The sequence below is a fragment of the Streptomyces endocoffeicus genome (assembly GCF_016741935.1).
Classification (GTDB): domain Bacteria; phylum Actinomycetota; class Actinomycetes; order Streptomycetales; family Streptomycetaceae; genus Streptomyces; species Streptomyces endocoffeicus.
In genome coordinates this window covers 165884-184336 of the sequence record NZ_JAERRG010000012.1, presented here as the reverse complement: position 1 = coordinate 184336, position 18453 = coordinate 165884, and the positions used below count along the sequence as shown (strand labels likewise).

Below are 18453 nucleotides of genomic sequence, written 5' to 3'. Positions count from 1 at the left end.
GATGTGCGCCAGGGTGACGCACGAGGGTGAACTGGCCGGTCCGGACGGGGAAGTTCCGTTAGCGGCGCGTTAGCGGAACGGTGTCGGGACGGCAGTGATACGGCAGCGGACCACGGAAAGCTCATGGCCATACCGAGGGCCGGTGCGGAACACCGGCCGGACCGCCGACCCATTGGGGGAGCCCGCCATGAACGTCACCGCTTACCGCCGCGGCCGCACCGTCCGTACGATCGCCGCCTCCATCGTGGCCGCTGCCGCCCTGAGCCTGACCGCGGCGTGCGGCGGGGGCGGAGACGGCGGCTCCGACAAGGCGGACAAGGCGAACTCGTCGGCCACCGCCCCCGCGTCCGCCACGGACGGACAGGGCGCGGGCAAGGACGAGGCCGGCAAGGAGAACCAGGCCGGCAAGGAGAACCAGGCCGGCGCGGGGAGCCAGGCCGGCAACGGGAGCCAGGCCGACAAGGGCGGCAAGGAGGGCGCCGCGGGCGTCAAGGACGCCAAGTCGCAGACCCAGAAGTCCGGGGGCGGCTCCGAGGCCGAGCCGGTCGGCGACTGCGACATCAACAAGACGGCCATCACCGTCCAGAACGTCAAGAGCCCCATCAACCACATGCTGCTCAAGGCGACCAACAAGGCCGGCGTGGACTGCAAGCTGGTCGGCTACCCGGGCCTGAAGTTCGGCGCCGACGCGCAGGCCGCCACCCCGGTGAACGAGGACAGCAAGCCGCAGGCCGTGGTCATGCTCGCCCCGGGCGAGAGCGCCTACGCGGGCATCACCACCTCCGCGGCGGACGGCTCGGGCGACGAGGGCGGCAAGGTCGACTCGCTCGAGGTCTTCATCGACGGCAGCGAGGACCCCAAGCCGGTCGAACTGCCCGGCGGCTCGGTCTACGTCGACAGCGCCGCGAAGGTCACGTACTGGCAGACGGACGCGCAGACCGCCCTGACCTGGTAACACCACGCACAAGCACCCCTGTGCCACCGAGTTCACCCATATGAACACTGTCTTGCATAGAAGACAGCCCTCCCTGGAGGATGAAGCGGCGCCGCCGACGCGGCGCACAGGGCACCGGCACAGGGGTGGGGAACGGATGGGCATCGGCTCCGCGGCACTGCTGGTGTCGGCTGGTGTGGCCTCCGGGCTCGCCGGTTCGATCGCGGGGCTGGCCTCGCTGTTCAGCTATCCGGCGCTGCTGGCGGTAGGACTGCCGCCGGTGGCCGCGAATGTGACCAACACGGTGGCGCTGTTCTCCAACACCGTCGGGACCGCGGCCGGATCCCGCACCGAACTCCGCGGCCAGCGCGACCGCCTCCTCCGGCTCGCCGCCATCGCGGCACTGGGCGGCGCGGTCGGGGCCGCCCTGCTGCTGGGCACCCCGTCCTCCGCCTTCGAGGCCGTCGTACCGTGGCTGATCGCCCTCGGCTCGGTGCTGATCCTGGTCCGCGACCCGCTCCGCCGGCTCATGGCCTCCCGCTCACGCCCCCTCGCCCACACCGCCCGCCCCACCCTCCCGCTGGCCTGCGCGGTCCTGCTGGTCGGCCTCTACGGCGGCTACTTCGGCGCGGCCTCGGGCGTCCTGATGCTGGCCGTACTCTCCCTGACGGCCACGGAACCCTTCCCGGTCACCAACGCCGTCAAGAACATCGCCACCGGCGCGGCCAACGTAACGGCGGCAGTCGCCTACGTAGCCGTCGCCCCCGTCAACTGGCCCGCCGCCGCCACCCTGGGCCTGGGCGCCCTCCTGGGCAGCCGCCTGGGCCCCCTGGCCGTCCGCCACCTCCCCGAAACCCCCCTCCGAATCGCCATAGCCCTGGGCGGACTGGGACTGGCCATCTCCCTCTGGCGCTGACCCCGCCGACGTCATTACCTCGGACGTAATCGCACCGAACCGCTGCGCTGGGCAGCATGGTGATCGCTCCCCGCAAGGTTTCCGATCGGAGGGATCACCATGTCCTTGGCCGCGCCCATGACCACCCGCGCCCTGGTGGAGGAACTGCTGCGCCGCATCGGTGAGGGCGACCCCGAGCGGATCGCCGGGCTGTATGCCGAGCGCAGCGACTGGAAGCTGGACTGGCCGGAGGGCGAGCACGGGCGCGCCGCCACCCCGTGGATCCGGCATCGGTCCACCCGTGCGGACGTGGCGGACCACTTCCGGGAGTTGGCCCGGCACCATGTGCCCGGGGAGGCGGCCACCGAGGTCGAGCGGGTTCTCGTCGACGGCGACGACGCGGTCGTGCTGGGCGAGATCCGCCAGACCGCCCGGTCCACCGGGCGGGCCTATCGTGCGCGGTTCGCCCTGCGTCTCACGTTCGAGGGCGGCCTTGTCACCCGGTATCACGTCTACGAGGACAGCCTCGCGGTCGCCCAGGCCTTCAGCACGCCGCAGGCATGAGCAGGCATGAGGCGGGCATGAATCAGGCGGGACGCAGGCATGGATCAGACGTGACGCCGGGCTGTTGAGCGATCAGCGTGCCAGCAGGGGCTCCACCCTGGACAGGGTGTCCAGGATGTTCGCCTCCGTGATCGCCATCCGCGCCTCGTCCGGCGTCAGCCAGCGCAGCGGCGCGTCCGGGTTCTCCGGCCGTACCGCCTCGGGAGCGCTGGTGGCCAGCACGAAGCGCACATCGGCGTGCTCATGCGCCGGCTCCCGGCTGTTCGCGGGGACCGGGACGATCACCAGATGCCGCACCTCGGGGTCCGGCCACGGGGCCAGATCGGGCAGCCCCGTCTCCTCCCGCCCCTCCCGCAGCGCGATGGCGAGCGGGTCGTACTCACCCGGGTCGCCATGCCCGCCGACCAGCAGCCACGACTGGTGGCGCTGGTGCCAACGCAGCAGCACTCGGCCGCTGTCGGGGTGCACGATCAGGGCGGAGGCGGTGATGTGGAGGGGACTCGTCCGGTCCCAGGGCGCGCCCCCCTCGATGACGCCGCGCACCCGTTGGACGTCGGCGCATTCCGCGGTGGTCTTCGGCCGGTAGCCCGTAAGGACGTGGAGGACTGTGTGATCGGCTGTGGCCATGCGCGGATCCTAACGACGCGAGCCCGCCCACGGCGCGGGGTTTTCGAAGAGCCGGGACTCGGCCGGACCACTCCTCCCCGGACAGCTGTCAGGTGGTGATAGTGGCGACGGGTTCGAGACCGTAGGTCCGCGCATAGCCGTTCTCGGTGCCGACGAGAAGGTCGACGACCTCGAAGTAGCGGTCCCAGAAGGGGGTTTCGCGCAGTGCGTCGATGAGGCGCTGGTAGGTGTGGTGGTCTTCGGCCTCCCACACCCAGACGTCGGTGACGCGCGCGGAGTAGAACTCCGTGTCGTAGAAGCGTGACCGGACTCCGGTGGTCTTGGCCTCGATGGCCGGCAGGACCTGGGTGGTGAAGGCGTCCACGCGTTCCTGGACGGTTAGCGCGAGCCATTCCGGTGTGGTCTTGACCAGCATGAACGCCGTGACCGGCGGTTCGGACTTCTCAGCGGGCAGCAACGTGGCTCCTAAGGGACTTCAGACGAGGACGGCGGGCTTGAGGGTCTGGGCGCACCACTGCTCGAAACCGGTGGCGGAGGTGGTGTCCGCGGTGCGGGCGACGCCGGCGTCGAGGCCCTCGTCCTTGGCCCGCTTCATGTCGACGATGCCCTGGACGAATGCCTCGTTGAGGCCGTGGCCGACGAGGGTGGTGGACAGCTCGTCGAGCGGCTGGCGTTCGTAGCGGACGGGGCGGCCGAGCTGTTCGGTCATGATGCGGGCCAGGTCGTTGGGGGACAGGTCCCGCGGCCCGAGGACCGGGACGCTGTCGGTGCCGGTCCACGAGCGGTTCAGCAGCAGGCCGGCGGCGGTGGCCGCGATGTCGGCGACAGCGACCATGGGGGCCTTGCGGTCGGCGTCGACGGAGTCGGTGAAGACGCCCTTCTCGCGGATCGAGTCGGCTTCCTCCAGGAGGTTCTCGAAGAAGGACGGGCAGGCCAGCGCCCGGTAGGCGACGCCGGTGCCGGCGATGAGGTCGTCCATGGCGAGGGAGGCGGTGACGAGGCCGGCCCGGTCGGCGAGCGGGGTGCCGCGGCCGAGCGCGGAGACGCCGACGACATGGCCGACGCCGTGGGCGGCGAGCGCCTTGAGGGCGGGGAGGGTGAAACCGCTGTACGTGTCGTACGGGGTCAGGGACGCGTCCGGGGGGACGAGCCAGAAGACGGCGTCCGCACCCTCGAAGGCCCGGTCGAGGACACCGGCTTCCGCATGCGATCCGGTGACCACCTCGACGCGGCCGCGCGCCGCGTCCGGAAGCCGGGCGGGATCGCGCACGATCACGCGCAGTTCCTCACCCGCGGCGGGAGCGGACTCCAGGAGCCGGGAGAGCAGGTGACGGCCGATGTTCCCGGTGGGAGCAGTGATGACGATCAACAAAACCTCGCAGGTCGTGCCGGTTCGGGTAGGCCCTCATCCTGCTGAGGCTCTCCGTGCTGCCACAATGGGAACTTCGGCACGGAATCATTGCTCGAAATGGAATGATGCTGGTGAACAGCCCGGATCCGGTCATCGACGCCAATCTCGCCATCGCGCTGGACGCTCTGCTGGCCGAGCAGAGCGTGACCCGCGCCGCCGCCCGTCTGCACACCTCACCCGCCGCCATGAGCCGCACCCTCGCCCGGCTGCGCCGTGTCCTCCAGGACCCCCTCCTGGTCCGGGCCGGACAGACCATGGTTCCCACCCCACGCGCCCAGGCCCTGCGCGAGGAAGCCGCCACAGTGGTACGCAGCCTGGGAGCGCTGCTCAGCCCCGGCGCGAGCGTCGACCCCGCTAGCCTCCGCGGCACCTTCACCCTCCAGGCCGCCGACCTGGTCGGCGCGGCACTGGCCCCCGGGCTGCTGCGACTGGCCCGGCGGGAGGCGCCGGGGGTCTCATTCCGGATCCGGGCCGAAGAACTGGAGGCCGGACCCGCGCTGCGCGATGGCCGGATCGACCTGGAGATCGGATCCATCGACCATGTGGACCCCGAGACCCAGGTCGAAGAACTGGTCGGCCTCCGCATGGTCGCGGCCGTCCGGCCCGGCCATCCACTCACCGAGGGGCCGCTGACCCCAGCCCGGCTCGCCGCCGCCCAACACGTCGCGGTCAGCCGCCGCGGCCGGTTCACCGGCCCCCTCGACACCGCCCTCGCCGAGCTGAACCTCCACCGGCGGGTCAGCGTCGTCCTCCCCAGCCACCTGGCCGCGATGACCCTCGCCGCCCGCGGCGACCTCGTCTGCCTCGTACCCGCCGCACTCCCCGGCGCGGCCCCCTCGCCCCTCACCCACGACGCCAACGCCCTCGGACTGCGCCTCCTCGACATCCCGCTGGCGCTGCCACCCCTGACCATCGGCATGGCCTGGCATCCCCGACACACGGCCGACGGCGCCCACCGCTGGCTCCGCGACACCGTCCGCCGCACTCTCCGCACACCGACCATCGACCCCGAGTAGTACGCCACCGCCGAGAAGGCCGGCCAAGCCGCCAACCGGGCCCGGCGGGGGAAGGCCGGCGGAATGGCCGCCCGGTTTCGGCAAGGAGCGCAACACGACCAGGTTCGACAAGTGCGGCTACGTCCAACTCGGCACGGTCACCGCAGCCGCACTCATCATCTGGCTCCGCTGTATTTGGGCTACCGGCTAACTAGTCCCCACCACGCGAGCAGAGTCGGCATGCAGGCAAAAACCGAGTGAAACGTCACTGCTCGAAGCCGGGTCATGGAGGGTTTCAATGTGCGCACCTGTCCTCGCCAATTTCTTTGGGTTCCATGATCATTGCGCCTGCGAGGTTAGTACTCCCCGCGAAGAATTTCAAACGCGCAAGTGATGGACAGGTGTGCGACATCCAGTGCTACGCACTACCGGGGATTAACTTACTGACGAGTCGTGAATTCTGTTTCTCCATGATCGATTCTGGCCAGGAGTTTGTGTAGTCTCTTCGCTTCTCGTTCGTTCAACCCACTCAATACAGAGAGCGCCTGCCGCAGTAGTTCCCGGGCTTCCGCGATATCACCCGTCGTCGCCCGCACCTCCGCGAGGGTCCCCTGTGCTCTGGCCCCCTCATCGCGGGCATTGGCCTTGTCCGCGGCGGCTATGGCCGCTTCCAGGTGCTCGGTCGCGGACTCGAGTCGGCCGCTGGCGAGTTCGCTTTGCCCCAGCCCGCGCAGGGCGCGCGTAATTTCCTGGGTTGTTCCGATGTCGCGGGCGATGTCCAGGGCCTTCGCATGGTTCTCGACGGATGCGTCAACAGAGCCCTTCTTGAAGTGTGCTTCCCCGAGCCCGTTGTATGCTGTCGCCTGACTCTTTCTGTCCCCTAGGATGCGAAATTCTGTCAGCGCCTGTTGATGGAGTGCCAGTGCGCGGTCGGTTTCGCCGGTTTCGGCGAGATTCGCGGCCAAGTTGGTGCGTACCATTGCCTGGGCGTAGGCGTTTCCGGCTGACTCTGTCAGGGGGAGCAATTCCTCGAAAGTCTTCCGGGCTTGTGTGTGGTTCCCTCGGATTGTGTGCAGGTCGCCAACATTGTTGAGCGTTCTCACAACGCTGGCCTCATCGCCTGCGGTCCGGAAACCTGATATCGCGTTCTGGAAGTGGTCAAGCGCGCGATCCGGCTCCCCGAGGGCGAGCAGAGATATCGCGGTATTGTTCCGAGACCTGGCCTGGTTCAGGACGTTGCCCGTCGCCACACCGATGGCCAAAGCCTTTTGGTGCAGCACCACAGCCGTCTCGTTCTCGCCCATATGCCAATGAATCACCCCCAGGATCCGATACGCCTCCCACTCCGCGTCCCGGTCTCCCGTCCCCCGCGCGATCTCCAGTGCCCGCTCGCCCGCCGCCACGGCCTGCGCGTAGCGGCTCGTGTTGGCGTGGTTGGAGCTGAGGTGGAGCAGGGCGTGGCACAGGGCTGGTTGGTCGCCGGTGCGGGACCAGTGGTCGGCGGTGTGCTGGAGGATGTCGGCGGCGTCCTGCCAATGGCACTCGGCCTCCAGGAAACCGGCCAAGGCGTGGGCGAGTCGGGCTGCGGACTCCGGCGAGTCGTGGGTGCGGGCATGGCGCTCGGCGGCCAGCAGATTGCCACGTTCGGTGGCGAACCAGGCGCGCGCCTCATCGGCGTTCCGCATGAGGGAAAGGGCCGGAAGCTGGTCCGCGCCGTCCGCGGCGAGCCGGATCCTCCGTGGGTATGCCACGCGGTCGGCCTGCTCCGCGGCCCGCAGATAGAAGGTGATCAGCCGGACCAGAGCCCGCTCGCGCTCCCACTCATCGTCTTCCGAAAAGGCGAGCATTCGAGCGTAGTCGCCCAGAAGGTCATGAAACCGATACCGGTCAGGTGTCGGTTCCCGGAGGAGATGACACTCCAGCAGGGATTCAATCAGCCGCTCGGTTTCCTTGGCCGGCAGGTCGAGCAGCGCGGCGGCCGACTCGGACGTGAAGTCGAGCCCCGGATGGAGACCCAAGCGCCGGAACGTGGTGCGCTGTGCTGCGTCGAGGGCTCGGTAGGAGAGGGCGAAAGCACGCAAAATCTCCTGGTCGGCGTTGCGGATCTCGCCCAGGGGGCCGGGGCTGCGGGCCAGGCGCTCGCCCAGGGTGGTCAGGGTCCAGGAGGGGCGGGAACGGAAGCGGTTGGCCACCAATTCGATGGCGAGCGGCAGATGACCGCATAGGCGCACAATGCGAGCGGTCTCCGTGATGTCCTGGGTCCGTGCCACACCCGCGAAACTCCGGAAGAGAGTGATCGCGTCATCGGTTGGCAGTACATCCAGGGCAAGCGGCACCGCATGCGGAAGCCCCGTCAGGTGGCGGCGGCTGGTGATGATGGTCAGGGAGGGCGAATTGCCGGGCAGCAGCGGTGCGACTTGATCGGGACCCGCCGCGTCGTCCAGCACGATCACCGCTCGGCGGTCGACGATGGTGGTCCGCCACAGGGCGATCAACTCGTCCAATCGGACGGGAATCGTATCGGCGGGCGTCCCGAACAGCCGCAGGAGCGCGGCGAGGGCCGAGCTCGGACTCAGTGGTTCCTGGGAGGAGGAATGGCCACACAAGTCCAGGAAGACCTGGCCGGCGGGGAATCGAGGAGCCAGAGTCCGAGCGGTGTCCACCGCGACCGCCGTCTTGCCGACCCCGGCCATTCCGCTGACCGTTTCCACCGTCAGCACCGCCCCTTCCCTCGACTCCGTGCCGATGGACGCCATCAAGACGTCGAGTTCGGAGCGCCTTCCGATGAGCGGGGGCTGGTACGGAAGATTCCGCGGCGGAGGCTGAGCGGAGGAATACCCTACGGAGGAAGCCTCGGAGGAAGGCTCGGAGGACGCCCTGGCCGCGGCGGTCCGGACGAGCCTGTTCACCGGTTTCCGGTCAAGAACACTCTGATGGATTCGCTCCAGTTCGGCCCCGGGGCGCGAGCCGAATTCCGACATCAGTAGCTGGCGGGTCTGCTGGTACACCCGTAAGGCGTCCGTATAGCGGCCACTGCCGTAGTACGCGAGCATCAACTGGCCTGCCAGCGTCTCGTCCTCCGGGTGGTCGCGCACCATGGCGGACAACTCGCCGATCGAGTCGGCGAAACGACCGAGCCGGTGCAGAGCCGCGATACGGGAAATGGTCGTGTGGAGACGGCGTTCAGCGAGCATCGCGCGCACGGTTTCGGCCCAGGTGCCGGGGAGTCCGGCGAGGGCCTCTCCCTGCCAGAGGTCTTCGGCTCGGGTGAGGAGGTCCACGACGCGTTCTTCTTCGCCGCTCGTCGCCGCCGCTCCGGCCAGATCGGTGAGGCGCTGGAAGCGGTTCAGGTCGACCGCGTCGGGGTCGGTCTCCAGCACATAGGTGTGGGCCCGGCTGGTGATGCGCGGGGCGCTCGGCCCCGTACCTGCGAGGCGTAGATGTTTACGCACTCGTGAGATGTACGTGTGCGCGTTCTCGCGGGCGCGCGGTGGAGCCTTGCCGTCCCAGAGCCGGTCCATGAGCGCGTTCATGGAGACGGGGCGGCCCACTTCCAGCGCCAACGCGGCCAGCAGGGCCCGTTCCTTGTCCGAACCGAGCTTCAGCCGCCGACCCTCCAGCCGAAGCTCCACCGGCCCGAGTAAGTGGATGTCCACCAGCGTCCTCCCGCTGGTCTGTCCATTTTCAGCGAGCATGGCACGGGGTGTGGGAGGCCGCCATATGCCGTTCGCGGCGTACTGGCCGATTCACGTCATCGGGCGTCCCCGGGTGCATCGCGGAAGCCCCGTTGAGGGTAGGACCGGACTGATCCACACAAACGGCGACCGACTGACCGGGGGGCAGACGGATGGGCCAGGTACCCAGGGACGCTCATGAGAACCTGATCGGTGACCGGGCCCGGATTCAGGGTCCCGCGGTACAGGCGCGCGATGTGCACGGCGGCATCCATGTGCACACCGGCGCGGCCCCCGCGGTGCCGCCACCTCGGCAGCTCCTGCCGGTCCCCGCCCACTTCACCGGCCGTGGCGATGACCTGGCGGCGCTGGACGCACAGTTGACCGGCGGTGGGCGGGACACCACATCACGCTCGCTGGTCGTGGTCAGCGGCCCGGCCGGCATCGGCAAGACGACATTGGTGTGCAGCTGGCTCCACTCACTCGCGCCCGAGTTTCCCGACGGACAGCTTTACGCCGACCTCCGGGGCCACTCGACCGAGGGTCCCGCGAGCTCTGGTGAGATCCTGAGCCAGTTCCTGCGGGCGCTCGGTGCCGGCTCGGTGCCCGCTGATATGGCCGAAAAGGCGTCGCTGTGGCGGTCTTGGACCGCTGACGCCCGGATCGCGGTACTGCTGGACAACGCGTTCACGGCCGCGCAGGTCCGCCCGCTGCTGCACGCGGGGCCCGGTGGCCTCACCGTGGTCACCAGCCGCCGCAGGCTGACCGGCCTTCGCATGGACGGAGCGGCGATGCACCAGTTGGAGCCGCTGGAACCGGAAGCCGGGGCCGAGTTGCTCAGTCGTGCGATCGGTGACGACCGCGTCGCGAACGAGCCGCACGCCGTGCGTCAGGTCGTCATGCTGTGTGCCGGATTGCCCCTGGCCGTCTGCCTGGCCTCCGCGCGCCTGGCGTCGAGGCCACGACAGTCCGTGAAGACACTGGCCGATGCCCTGACCCGGGACGCGGAGCGGCTGGCCGTGCTGCAAGTGGAGGGTGAGACCACGGTGAGCAACGCGCTGGACGCTTCCTACGCCGTACTGACCGAGGGCGCTGCCCTCTTGTACCGCAGGCTCGGCCCGCTGCCCTTGCGCACCTTCGACGCGAGAAGCGCCGCCGCGGCCTGCACCGAGTCCCTGACATGGGCGGAAGCCCGGCTGGACGAACTCGTCGAGGCCAACCTGATGGAGGACATCGGCCCGGGCAGCTGCCGCTTCCACGACCTCGTGCGGGTCCACGCCCACGGCCGGGCGATCGCTGAGGAGAGCGCTACGACTCGTGCCGAGGCGCTGCGGCGGGTCTGCGACTGGTATCTGGAGACGGCCACCGAAGCGGAGAAGCTGATCACACCCGCGCAGTTCACCCTCGACAGGGACGTGGTCCACCCCGCCGGGCTACCCATCCCCTTCACCGACGATCCGGGCGCGCTCGCCTGGCTGGATGCCCACCGGATGAACCTCATGGCGGTGATACGCGCCGCGGCGGCATGCGAGTGGCATGCGATGACCTGGCAGCTCGTGGACGCCATGTGGCCGGTCTTCCTTCGGCTGCGCCACCACGACCTGTGGATCGAGGCCCACGAGATCGGCCTGGAGGCGGCCCGAGGAGACGGCAACGCCGAAGCCGAGCGCCAGATGCTCAACTCCGGCGCCATCGGCTTGAGCGCCGCCGGCCGCGTGGACGACGCGGCCGAGTGGTATGAGGAGTCCCGCCGGGCGGCGCACGAGGCGGGCGACGTACGGGATGAGGGGCAGGCGTTGCTGGGCCTCGGCGGCTGCCACCGCGAGGCCCGGCGGATGGCGCGTGCCGTGGAGTATCTGCACCAGGCCATCGCCTTATGGGAGGCATGCGGCTACCCCCGCGGTGTGGCCCTGGCCAGGATCATCCTGGGCGAGATCGCACTCGCCCAGGATGACACGGGCCGGGCCGTCGAGTACTTCACACATGCGCGCGCCGGCCTGCTGGCCGTCAACGACCCCCATGACGCGGCGCGCGCCTTGGTCTTCCTGGGACGTGCCCGTGCGCGCGCCGGTGAGCACCTGGTGGGTGTGGCGGCGATGGAAGAGGCCCTCGCGGTGTTCACCTCATCCGGCGCCGCCCACTGGCAGGCTCGTGCCCTCGAAATGCTCGGAGACAGCGCCCGGGACCGCGGGGAAGAGGCGGCGGCACGGAACTACCGGGCCCGGGCGCTTGCGCTGTTCGAGGTCACCAGCCCCTCCGACGCGCGTCGGCTCAGGGAATCGCCGGGTGGTACGTGATCCGCGGGCGTGCCTCCAACATTCCGCTCAGCGGGAGCCCCGCCACCAGCCAGGCGTGCAGGCAGGACACGAAGAGCCATTGCTCCGGTGGCACCCGGCACGGCAGGGTCACCACGCCCGGGTCCGTACCGCCGCGCGCCACCCACCCGCCACCGGTCAGCGGTACGGCGGCCAGGCGGCACCCCGGTCCGGCGGGCCCGATCTCCGCAAGCCACCGCACCGCCTCGGCGGGTGGCCGCGGGCGGCTTCCGCGCAGGACGTCGGCGCAGTCCAGCCCGCGTGCGTCGGCGCAGACATCGGCGTCCACCGTCAGATGCTCGTCGAGGACAGCCGCCCGGCGGATGCCCGTGAGACCGGTACGGGCCAGCAGGACGCCTCCGCCCGCCGCCGGGCCTGTCCAGAGACACACGGACGGAGTGGGCACCGGATCCGGTGGCGCCTCCTCCCACCATTCCACGGTGACGAAGCAACCGGCCGGGCGCCTCATGCCGATGCCTCTCCACGATCGGACGACCACGTTCGCAGCGTCGGCGGCTCCGGCAGCGGCATCGCCCGCGGCTCGTGGGCGGGCTGGCCCAATCCCATCAGCCGATACATCAGCCGCCGCATGTTGCGGTGGAAACGGCCGGGCTCGGAGGTGATGCGTGCGGCGATCGCGGCGTACTCCTCCGGGCGGTATTCGGCGGCGGCGTAGTCGAGTTGCTCAGGGAGCGGATGAGCCGGGGACAGCGCCGGGGCGGTGACGGCGAGCGTGGCGGCCGGAGAGCGCGGGTTGATTTCCGGCTCCGGCGACCCGGTCAACAGGATCGGCACTCCGGTGAGCGTTCCGTAGAGGGTGACTGAGCCGTGGTCGCCCATGATGTAGTCAGCGGCGATCAGGACGCTGCGCCAGTCGGCCTCTGGCGGCACCACGCTGACCCCGAGTCGGCGGCACCACGCCAACCACGTCCTGACCTGCCAGGGGCCATGGCCCGACCAGACGTTGGGGTGGACGAGGACGGCGATACGGTACCGCCCGGGTGGAAGCTCCCCGACCATGCGCGGCAGCAACATCTCGAAACGGCCGAAGAAGGAGTGGGGACCCCAGGTGGAGACGGCGAGCACCAGCCGTTCCCCGTCCGCGAGACCCAGCGCACGGCGATACGCGGTGCGCCGCGACAGGCTCGCGGTGATCCGGTCGTGCGCGGGGTCGCCAACCACGTGCGCCAGCTGAAGCGCCTCCGGGCAATGTCGGCCCAGCTCTTCCAGATCAGCCTGGTGCGGTACGACCACAGCGGCCGGAGGCTTCCCGCCGGGCATGAGGTCCCGCCTGCGCAGCCCGGCAACGCCCGCATCCGACGCCCCGGGCACGCGTTTAAGGTAGTTGGCACCGTGCCCCAGCGTGATCAGGGGCGCTTGCACCTGCTCCACTCCGCGCGGACCCGCTGCCACGGCGAGGTCGAACGTCATGTGGGTAGCCTCTGACCAAGGGAGCACAGGGCTTCCCAACTGTTGGAGGAAGCGCGGCACTTCGTCCCCGAAGGCATGGGGTGGCGTGGTGAACACCACTTGGAGCCGGAAGTCGGCCTCCAGGAGTGACAGGACATCGAGAAGCCGCTTGGCGTAGGTGATGGTGTGGACGACGGCCAGCACCTTCTTGCGTCCCACCAGTGTGAGCCACTGGCGGGGCTCGTCCGACGAATAATCTGCGATCGTGCTCAACGCCGACATGGCGTCCCCCCGTTGATCTCTTGTGCGGGTTTCGGATACGGACTTTCGTTGACCTCGGTCCTCTCCCCGGCCGGCCGGACAGAAGGCTTGCCGACCCCTTGCCGAAACCTTGCGGGGCCCGAACCGCGACGGGCACCGGGGAGCGTGGCGTGGCCCGGACAAGAAAGCAGCCCCAGGCGGTTGGCCTGGGGCTCTGTGGTGGTGGCACGGGATCGCCGGGTCGGACCGGAATGTCATCCGCTCACGGTGAGATTCGAATTCCCGCTGCTCTGATATCCCTCAGTCGCGAGGATCATGTAGTACTTGAAGGTGCCCAGACCCATTCCGGACCGGGCCCATGCGTCGAAGTGATTGCCCGTGGTGATGGTGCCGCCCGTTTTCTTCGACTGCCGGACGCTCCAGTACTGGTTGAACGTCCGGATGCCCTCGACCGAGGGGGCGTTGTAGCGCGTTGTCTGGTAGATGTCGTACGTGCCGCCATCGCTGGTGACGGCGCCCTTGTACGTTCCCGTGGGCCGGTATGTACCCCAGTTGTCGACGACGTAGTATTCCACGAGCGGATTCGAGGTCCACCCGTAGAGACAGAGATATCCATTGCCGGACGGGTTGAAGCTGCCCGAGTACTGCACGCTCCTGCGTCCGCCGTTGCTCCAGCCCTTACCGCACACGAAATTCCCGCAGTTGGTCCATGAGGTCCGGTAACTGCCGCCTGACGACAGCGTCATGGAGACCGACCCACCGCCGTCGGTCCAGAACGAATAGTAGAAGCCGTTGTTGGTGCCGGTTTGGTTCGTGGTGATGGTGGTGTCGGCGCTCGCGGTTCCGATAGTGGGCAGCGTCAGCCCGGACGTGACCAGCGTCAGGGCGCCGGCCCGGCCGATTAAGTTTCTGCGGCTGATCGGCCGGGCGGGGGTGTCGTCCCGGTGCATGTTTCCTCCTCCTCGGTTGTGGTGGGGGCCTGTTGGTGCGGACAGTGTTGGACCGGCACCGTGGGGTGTCAACGGTTTCCGCAAGGATTACGGAAACTCTGTTGTGGCCGGTGATCTCTCGGGAGGTAGTATTTCCTGTTCAACGCCTCTCCTTATTGATCGAATCCGGGAATGATCGATGAGGGGGAGAGATGAGAGATCATTTCCGGGGATCATTCATCGAAAATTTTCGGAGCCCTTCCGGATTGATTCAGCGCCCATGGAGCTCGGCCGGACAAAGAGGATGATGCGGTACATGACGTAACTCGCCCTCATATTGCGCGGGTTCGCTCTACAAGGCGGTCGGGACGACGAAGTACGAGGTCAGAGCGTTGTGAGCCTGTTATCGGGGCGTTAGTGGCGCGGCAGTAGATCGTCAGTGTCAACTGACAGTCTTACTGTCACGACCCCGGGGGACGGGGTCGAAGCCCACGACAACAGGGAACCCATGTCGCACCGCAGCACCACCCTTCGCCATGCCCGCAAGGCCGCCGCCGCGGCCGTCGTCGCTGTCGCCGCGTTCGGTCTGACCGCGTGCCAGGACAACGCGGACGCCGGCGGAAGCTCGCCCTCCTCGGCCGCGAGCGACTCCTCGGACTCCGGTTCGTCGGACGGGGGCTCGTCCGGTTCGGCCGGAGGCGACCAGGGCAATGGCGGTGCGGGCGGCGGTGGCGGCGCCGGTGCGGGCGCCTGCAAGACCTCGCAGCTCGGGTTCAGGAGCTCGCACGGCATGGGTGAGGGCACGCTGATCGTCGACCTCAAGAACAACGGGTCCGCCCCCTGCACCCTCCAGGGCTTCCCCGGCGTGGACCTCAAGAGCAAGAACGGCTCGCTCAGCGCCGAGCGCAGCGACATCGCGGCGCCGAAGACCAAGGTCAAGCCGGGCGAGGAGACCCGCTTCACGCTCTACTACCCGCCGAACAACTCCGGCGGCAGCGGCGAGACCTTCACCACCCTCGTCGTCACCCCGCCCAACGAGACCCACTCCCACTCCCTCCCCGTGAGCATCAACGTCCCCGTCACCGACGGCTCCGGCGACGCCATCAAGGTGGACCCGGTCGGCACCGGCAAGTAGGCGCGCACAGCATGGCATCCCCAGGCCGCTGGCCTGGGGATTTGCCATGAGCAACGAGTACGGGCAACAAGACTCCCTGATCGATCGAACGTTCAACTTCCGGCGCACCGGCGTGCGCCCTCGCCCACGACGGCCGACCCTGGATGGCGGGGGCGGTGGAGCGTGGACCGGACTGGAACCGGACTGGAAGGTGAACGTCACGATGGAGTCACCCGCGATCGTTTCGGCGCAGGAGTGGGAGGCCGCGCGTCAGCAGCTGCTCGGCGAAGAGAAGCGGCTGACCCGCGCCCGTGACGCACTGGCCGCCAAGCGCCGGCGGATGCCGTGGCTGGCGGTGGAGAAGGCGTACGCGTTCGACGGCCCCGAGGGCAGGATGAGCCTGCTCGACCTGTTCGCGGGGCGTCGTCAGCTGATCCTCTATCGCGCCTTCTTCGAGCCCATCGTGTACGGCTGGCCCGAGCACGCCTGCCGCGGCTGCTCCATGGTCGCCGACCACGTCGGCGACCTCGCCCACCTCAACGCCCGCGACACCACCCTCGTCTTCGCCTCGCGCGCCCCGCAGCCGGAGATCGAGCAGGTGAAGGCGCGGATGGGCTGGACGATGCCCTGGTACACGATCACCGATGACTTCGACGCCGACTTCGACGTGGACGAGTGGCACGGCACGAACGCGTTCATCCGCGACGGCGACCGCGTGTTCCGCACCTACTTCATCAACGCCCGCGGCGACGAGGCGCTGGGCAGCACCTGGAGCTACCTCGACATGACCGCGCTCGGACGGCAGGAGACATGGGAGGACTCGCCCGAGGGCTACCCCCAGACCCCGCCGTACGAATGGTGGAACTGGCACGACGCATACGGTGCCCCCGAGCCGGCCCCGGAATGGCTGGCCCAAACGCGCCGCGGCCCCCGAGGCCGGGCCGCTTGACCTCCGCGGCCCCCGAGGTTGGCCCGCCTGACCTCCGGGGCCCGTCACCAGCCCGCCTGACCTCCGGGGCCCCGTCACCAGCCCGCTTGACCTTCGCGGCCCCCGAGGCCAGCCCCGTGACCAGCACACATTGACGTCCGTATGCCGCACACTGTGGAGCCATGGACCACCACCTCCGCCCCGCGACGGCCGCCGACGCCGACGCCGTGAAGGCCGTCATCGACGCGGCATACCGCCCCTACGTCGCCCGGATCGGGCTCCGCCCGGCCCCCATGGACGCCGACCACGCGGCCGACATCGCGGCGGGCCGCGTCTTCGTCACCGGCGACCCGGTCGTGGGCGTGCTGGTCCTGGTGGCCGAGCCCGACCACCTCGTCCTGGAGAACATCGCCGTACACCCCGACGCCCACCGCCAGGGCGTGGGCAAGCACCTGCTCACCTTCGCCGAAACCCACGCACGCGCCCTCGGCCTCCCGGAGATCCGGCTCTACACCAACGCCCTCATGTGGGAGAACCAGGAGATCTACCCGAGGTACGGATACGAGGTGACGGAACGCCGCCGGGACGGCCAGTACGACCGCGTCCACTACCGGAAGCGCGTAACCGAACCGGCGCCCGACGAGCGGTGAAGGGGTAGCGGCCGGGCCGCCGACGGAGCACTGCCCAGCGGTACGGAGCACTGCCCAGCGGTACCGGCACCTCGACTTGACCTTACCCTCGAGGGCAAGGTTTAGCGTTCTTCGAGGTGAGAGACGTGCGAATCGGTGAGCTGGCCCGGCGGGCGGGTGTGACGACCAAAGCGGTGCGCTACTACGAATCGCTGGGGCTGCTGACGCCCGAGCGGCTGGCCAACAGCTACCGGGACTACGGCGAGCACGATGTGCGGCTCGTGCGGGAGATCCGGGCGCTCAGCGAACTAGGGCTGCCCGTGGAGCGCACCCGGCCGTTCCTGGACTGTCTCGCCGGCGGTCATCGGCACGCCGATGACTGCCCGGCCTCACTGGCCGAGTACCGGGAGGCGATCGACGAGCTCTCCCGGCGCATCGCGGGGCTCACCGCGCGCCGGACGGCGCTGATCACGCATCTGCGGCAGGCCGCCCATCGCAACAGCCGTGTCCCGGCCACCGACGAAGGAGAGCGCCTGATGACCGACTACCTGAGCCTGCCGCCCGACCTGCCCGTACCCGAGGACGACGGTGCGGCCGCCCATCTGCCCGGGACGTCCGCGCCGCCCCTGGAAGCGCACAGCACCGGCGGTGCGACGGTCCGTCTCGACGCCCTCGGACCGGGCCGTACGGTGATCTACATCTACCCGCTCACCGGCCGTCCGGGCACCGACCTGCCCGAGGGCTGGGACACGATCCCCGGGGCGCGCGGCTGTACCCCCGAGGCGTGCGGCTTCCGTGACCACTACCAGGAGTTGCTCGCGGCCGGTGCGGTCCGGGTGTTCGGGCTGTCCAGCCAGGAAACCGACTATCAGCGCGAGGTCGCCGAGCGGCTCCGCCTGCCGTTCGAGATGCTCTCCGACCCCACGCGGAGCCTGGCGCGGACGCTCGGTCTGCCCACGTTCGAGGTGAGCGGGCTGACGCTCTACAAACGGCTGACGTTGATCATCCGCGATGGCGCGATCGAGCACGCCTTCTATCCGATCTTCCCGCCGAACGAGCACGCCGACCAGGTGCTGACCTGGTTGCGGGAGAACCCTCTGTAGCCCGCTAAGGCCGCTCCAGGATCCCCCGCTCCATGGCCACCACCACCGCCCTCGTCCGGTCGTTCACATCGAGCTTGGCGAACAGCCGGAGCAGATGCGTCTTCACCGTGGCCTCGGCGATCACGAGGCGGCGTCCGATCTCGGCGTTGGTGAGACCGTCCGCCACGGCGTTGAGGACATCGGTCTCGCGCTCGGTCAGCGGGTCCTGAACGGGCCGCCGCATCCGCGCGACCAGCTTCTCCGCGACCCGGGGAGCGAGCACCGTCTCGCCTCGCGCCGCCGCGTGGATGGCGTCGACGAGCTGATCGCGGGTGGTGTCCTTGAGCAGATAGCCGATGGCACCGGCCTCCACCCCGCGCTCGATCTCCGTGTCGGTGTCGTACGTGGTCAGGATCAGCACCCGGGTACGCGGATACCGGGCGACGATCTCGGTCGTCGTCGCCACCCCGTCCAGCACGGGCATCCGCAGATCGACCAGGGCCACGTCGGGGTCGTACCGCTCGACGAGTTCGAGCGCCGCGCGTCCGTCACCCGCCTCGCCGACGATCTCGATGCTGTCCTCGGCGGCGAGCAGGGCGATCACCCCGGCCCGCATCACGGTGTGATCGTCCACCACGACGATCCGCAGACCGCCCTCGCTCATGCCCCCTATGCCTCCTATGTC

At 69.2% G+C, this 18453-nt stretch carries 17 protein-coding genes; 9 read left to right on the top strand and 8 right to left on the bottom strand.

Going from position 1 to position 18453, the window contains the following annotated elements; translation table 11 throughout:
• Positions 1-187 precede the first annotated feature (187 nt).
• From JK364_RS28150 to JK364_RS28140, 3 genes are all read left to right on the top strand, one after another.
• Positions 188-955: a DUF4232 domain-containing protein gene (locus JK364_RS28150; RefSeq protein WP_201854121.1), complete on the top strand. Its 768-nt coding sequence runs from the start codon at positions 188-190 to the stop codon at positions 953-955.
• 136 nt (positions 956-1091) lie between these two features.
• Positions 1092-1850: a sulfite exporter TauE/SafE family protein gene (locus JK364_RS28145; RefSeq protein WP_201854120.1), complete on the top strand. Its 759-nt coding sequence runs from the start codon at positions 1092-1094 to the stop codon at positions 1848-1850.
• 99 nt (positions 1851-1949) lie between these two features.
• On the top strand, positions 1950-2393 hold the full coding sequence (locus tag JK364_RS28140) for a nuclear transport factor 2 family protein (RefSeq protein WP_201854119.1): 444 nt from the start codon (positions 1950-1952) through the stop codon (positions 2391-2393).
• Positions 2394-2465: 72 nt separating this feature from the next.
• On the opposite strand, the gene JK364_RS28135 is transcribed toward JK364_RS28140, so the two are convergent.
• The 3 genes from JK364_RS28135 to JK364_RS28125 all read right to left on the bottom strand — a co-directional run bounded on the left by JK364_RS28135 (position 2466) and on the right by JK364_RS28125 (position 4389).
• Positions 2466-3020 (bottom strand): NUDIX hydrolase, encoded by a 555-nt coding sequence (locus JK364_RS28135; RefSeq protein ID WP_201854118.1) that lies wholly within the window; start codon positions 3018-3020, stop codon positions 2466-2468.
• Positions 3021-3108: 88 nt separating this feature from the next.
• A complete protein-coding gene (locus JK364_RS28130) occupies positions 3109-3474 on the bottom strand; it encodes a darcynin family protein (protein WP_201854221.1) in 366 nt (121 codons plus the stop codon).
• A 21-nt stretch (positions 3475-3495) separates the two neighbouring features.
• Entirely contained in the window at positions 3496-4389 is an 894-nt protein-coding gene (locus JK364_RS28125; RefSeq protein WP_201854117.1) for an NAD(P)H-binding protein, read from the bottom strand.
• A gap of 104 nt (positions 4390-4493) precedes the next feature.
• On the opposite strand from JK364_RS28125, the gene JK364_RS28120 reads away from it, so the two are divergent.
• Complete coding sequence (locus tag JK364_RS28120) at positions 4494-5447, top strand: LysR family transcriptional regulator (protein WP_201854116.1); 954 nt, start codon at positions 4494-4496, stop codon at positions 5445-5447.
• 419 nt (positions 5448-5866) lie between these two features.
• On the opposite strand, the gene JK364_RS28115 is transcribed toward JK364_RS28120, so the two are convergent.
• Positions 5867-9121: an AfsR/SARP family transcriptional regulator gene (locus JK364_RS28115; protein WP_230992602.1), complete on the bottom strand. Its 3255-nt coding sequence runs from the start codon at positions 9119-9121 to the stop codon at positions 5867-5869.
• Between the two features lie 152 nt (positions 9122-9273).
• Between JK364_RS28115 and JK364_RS28110 the strand changes: the two genes are divergently transcribed.
• Positions 9274-11397, top strand: a complete 2124-nt coding sequence (locus JK364_RS28110) for an AAA family ATPase (protein ID WP_201854115.1) — start codon at positions 9274-9276, stop codon at positions 11395-11397.
• Here the strand turns inward: JK364_RS28110 and JK364_RS28105 are convergent.
• The 3 genes from JK364_RS28105 to xynA form a co-directional block, all read right to left on the bottom strand.
• Complete coding sequence (locus JK364_RS28105) at positions 11372-11884, bottom strand: hypothetical protein (protein ID WP_201854114.1); 513 nt, start codon at positions 11882-11884, stop codon at positions 11372-11374. The two genes, JK364_RS28110 and JK364_RS28105, sit on opposite strands and share 26 nt — an antisense overlap.
• Entirely contained in the window at positions 11881-13107 is a 1227-nt protein-coding gene (locus JK364_RS28100) for a hypothetical protein (protein WP_201854113.1), read from the bottom strand. Before JK364_RS28100 ends, JK364_RS28105 begins: the two co-directional genes overlap by 4 nt.
• Before the next feature lie 233 nt (positions 13108-13340).
• On the bottom strand, positions 13341-14036 hold the full coding sequence (gene xynA / locus JK364_RS28095; protein WP_201854112.1) for an endo-1,4-beta-xylanase XynA: 696 nt from the start codon (positions 14034-14036) through the stop codon (positions 13341-13343).
• 487 nt (positions 14037-14523) lie between these two features.
• Here xynA and JK364_RS28090 point away from each other — a divergent pair, with 487 nt between their 5' ends.
• From JK364_RS28090 to JK364_RS28075, 4 genes are all read left to right on the top strand, one after another.
• Entirely contained in the window at positions 14524-15150 is a 627-nt protein-coding gene (locus JK364_RS28090; protein ID WP_201854111.1) for a DUF4232 domain-containing protein, read from the top strand.
• Between the two features lie 202 nt (positions 15151-15352).
• The gene (locus JK364_RS28085) at positions 15353-16078 is read left to right on the top strand and encodes a DUF899 domain-containing protein (RefSeq protein ID WP_201854110.1); all 726 of its coding nucleotides are present in this window, start codon (positions 15353-15355) and stop codon (positions 16076-16078) included.
• A 161-nt stretch (positions 16079-16239) separates the two neighbouring features.
• Entirely contained in the window at positions 16240-16707 is a 468-nt protein-coding gene (locus JK364_RS28080; protein ID WP_201854109.1) for a GNAT family N-acetyltransferase, read from the top strand.
• A 125-nt stretch (positions 16708-16832) separates the two neighbouring features.
• A complete protein-coding gene (locus tag JK364_RS28075; RefSeq protein WP_201854108.1) occupies positions 16833-17789 on the top strand; it encodes a MerR family transcriptional regulator in 957 nt (318 codons plus the stop codon).
• Between the two features lie 4 nt (positions 17790-17793).
• Here JK364_RS28075 and JK364_RS28070 read toward each other — a convergent pair whose 3' ends face one another.
• Positions 17794-18432 carry a response regulator gene (locus JK364_RS28070; RefSeq protein WP_201854219.1) on the bottom strand — a complete coding sequence of 213 codons (639 nt, stop codon included), beginning with the start codon at positions 18430-18432 and terminating at the stop codon, positions 17794-17796.
• Positions 18433-18453: the final 21 nt, after the last annotated feature.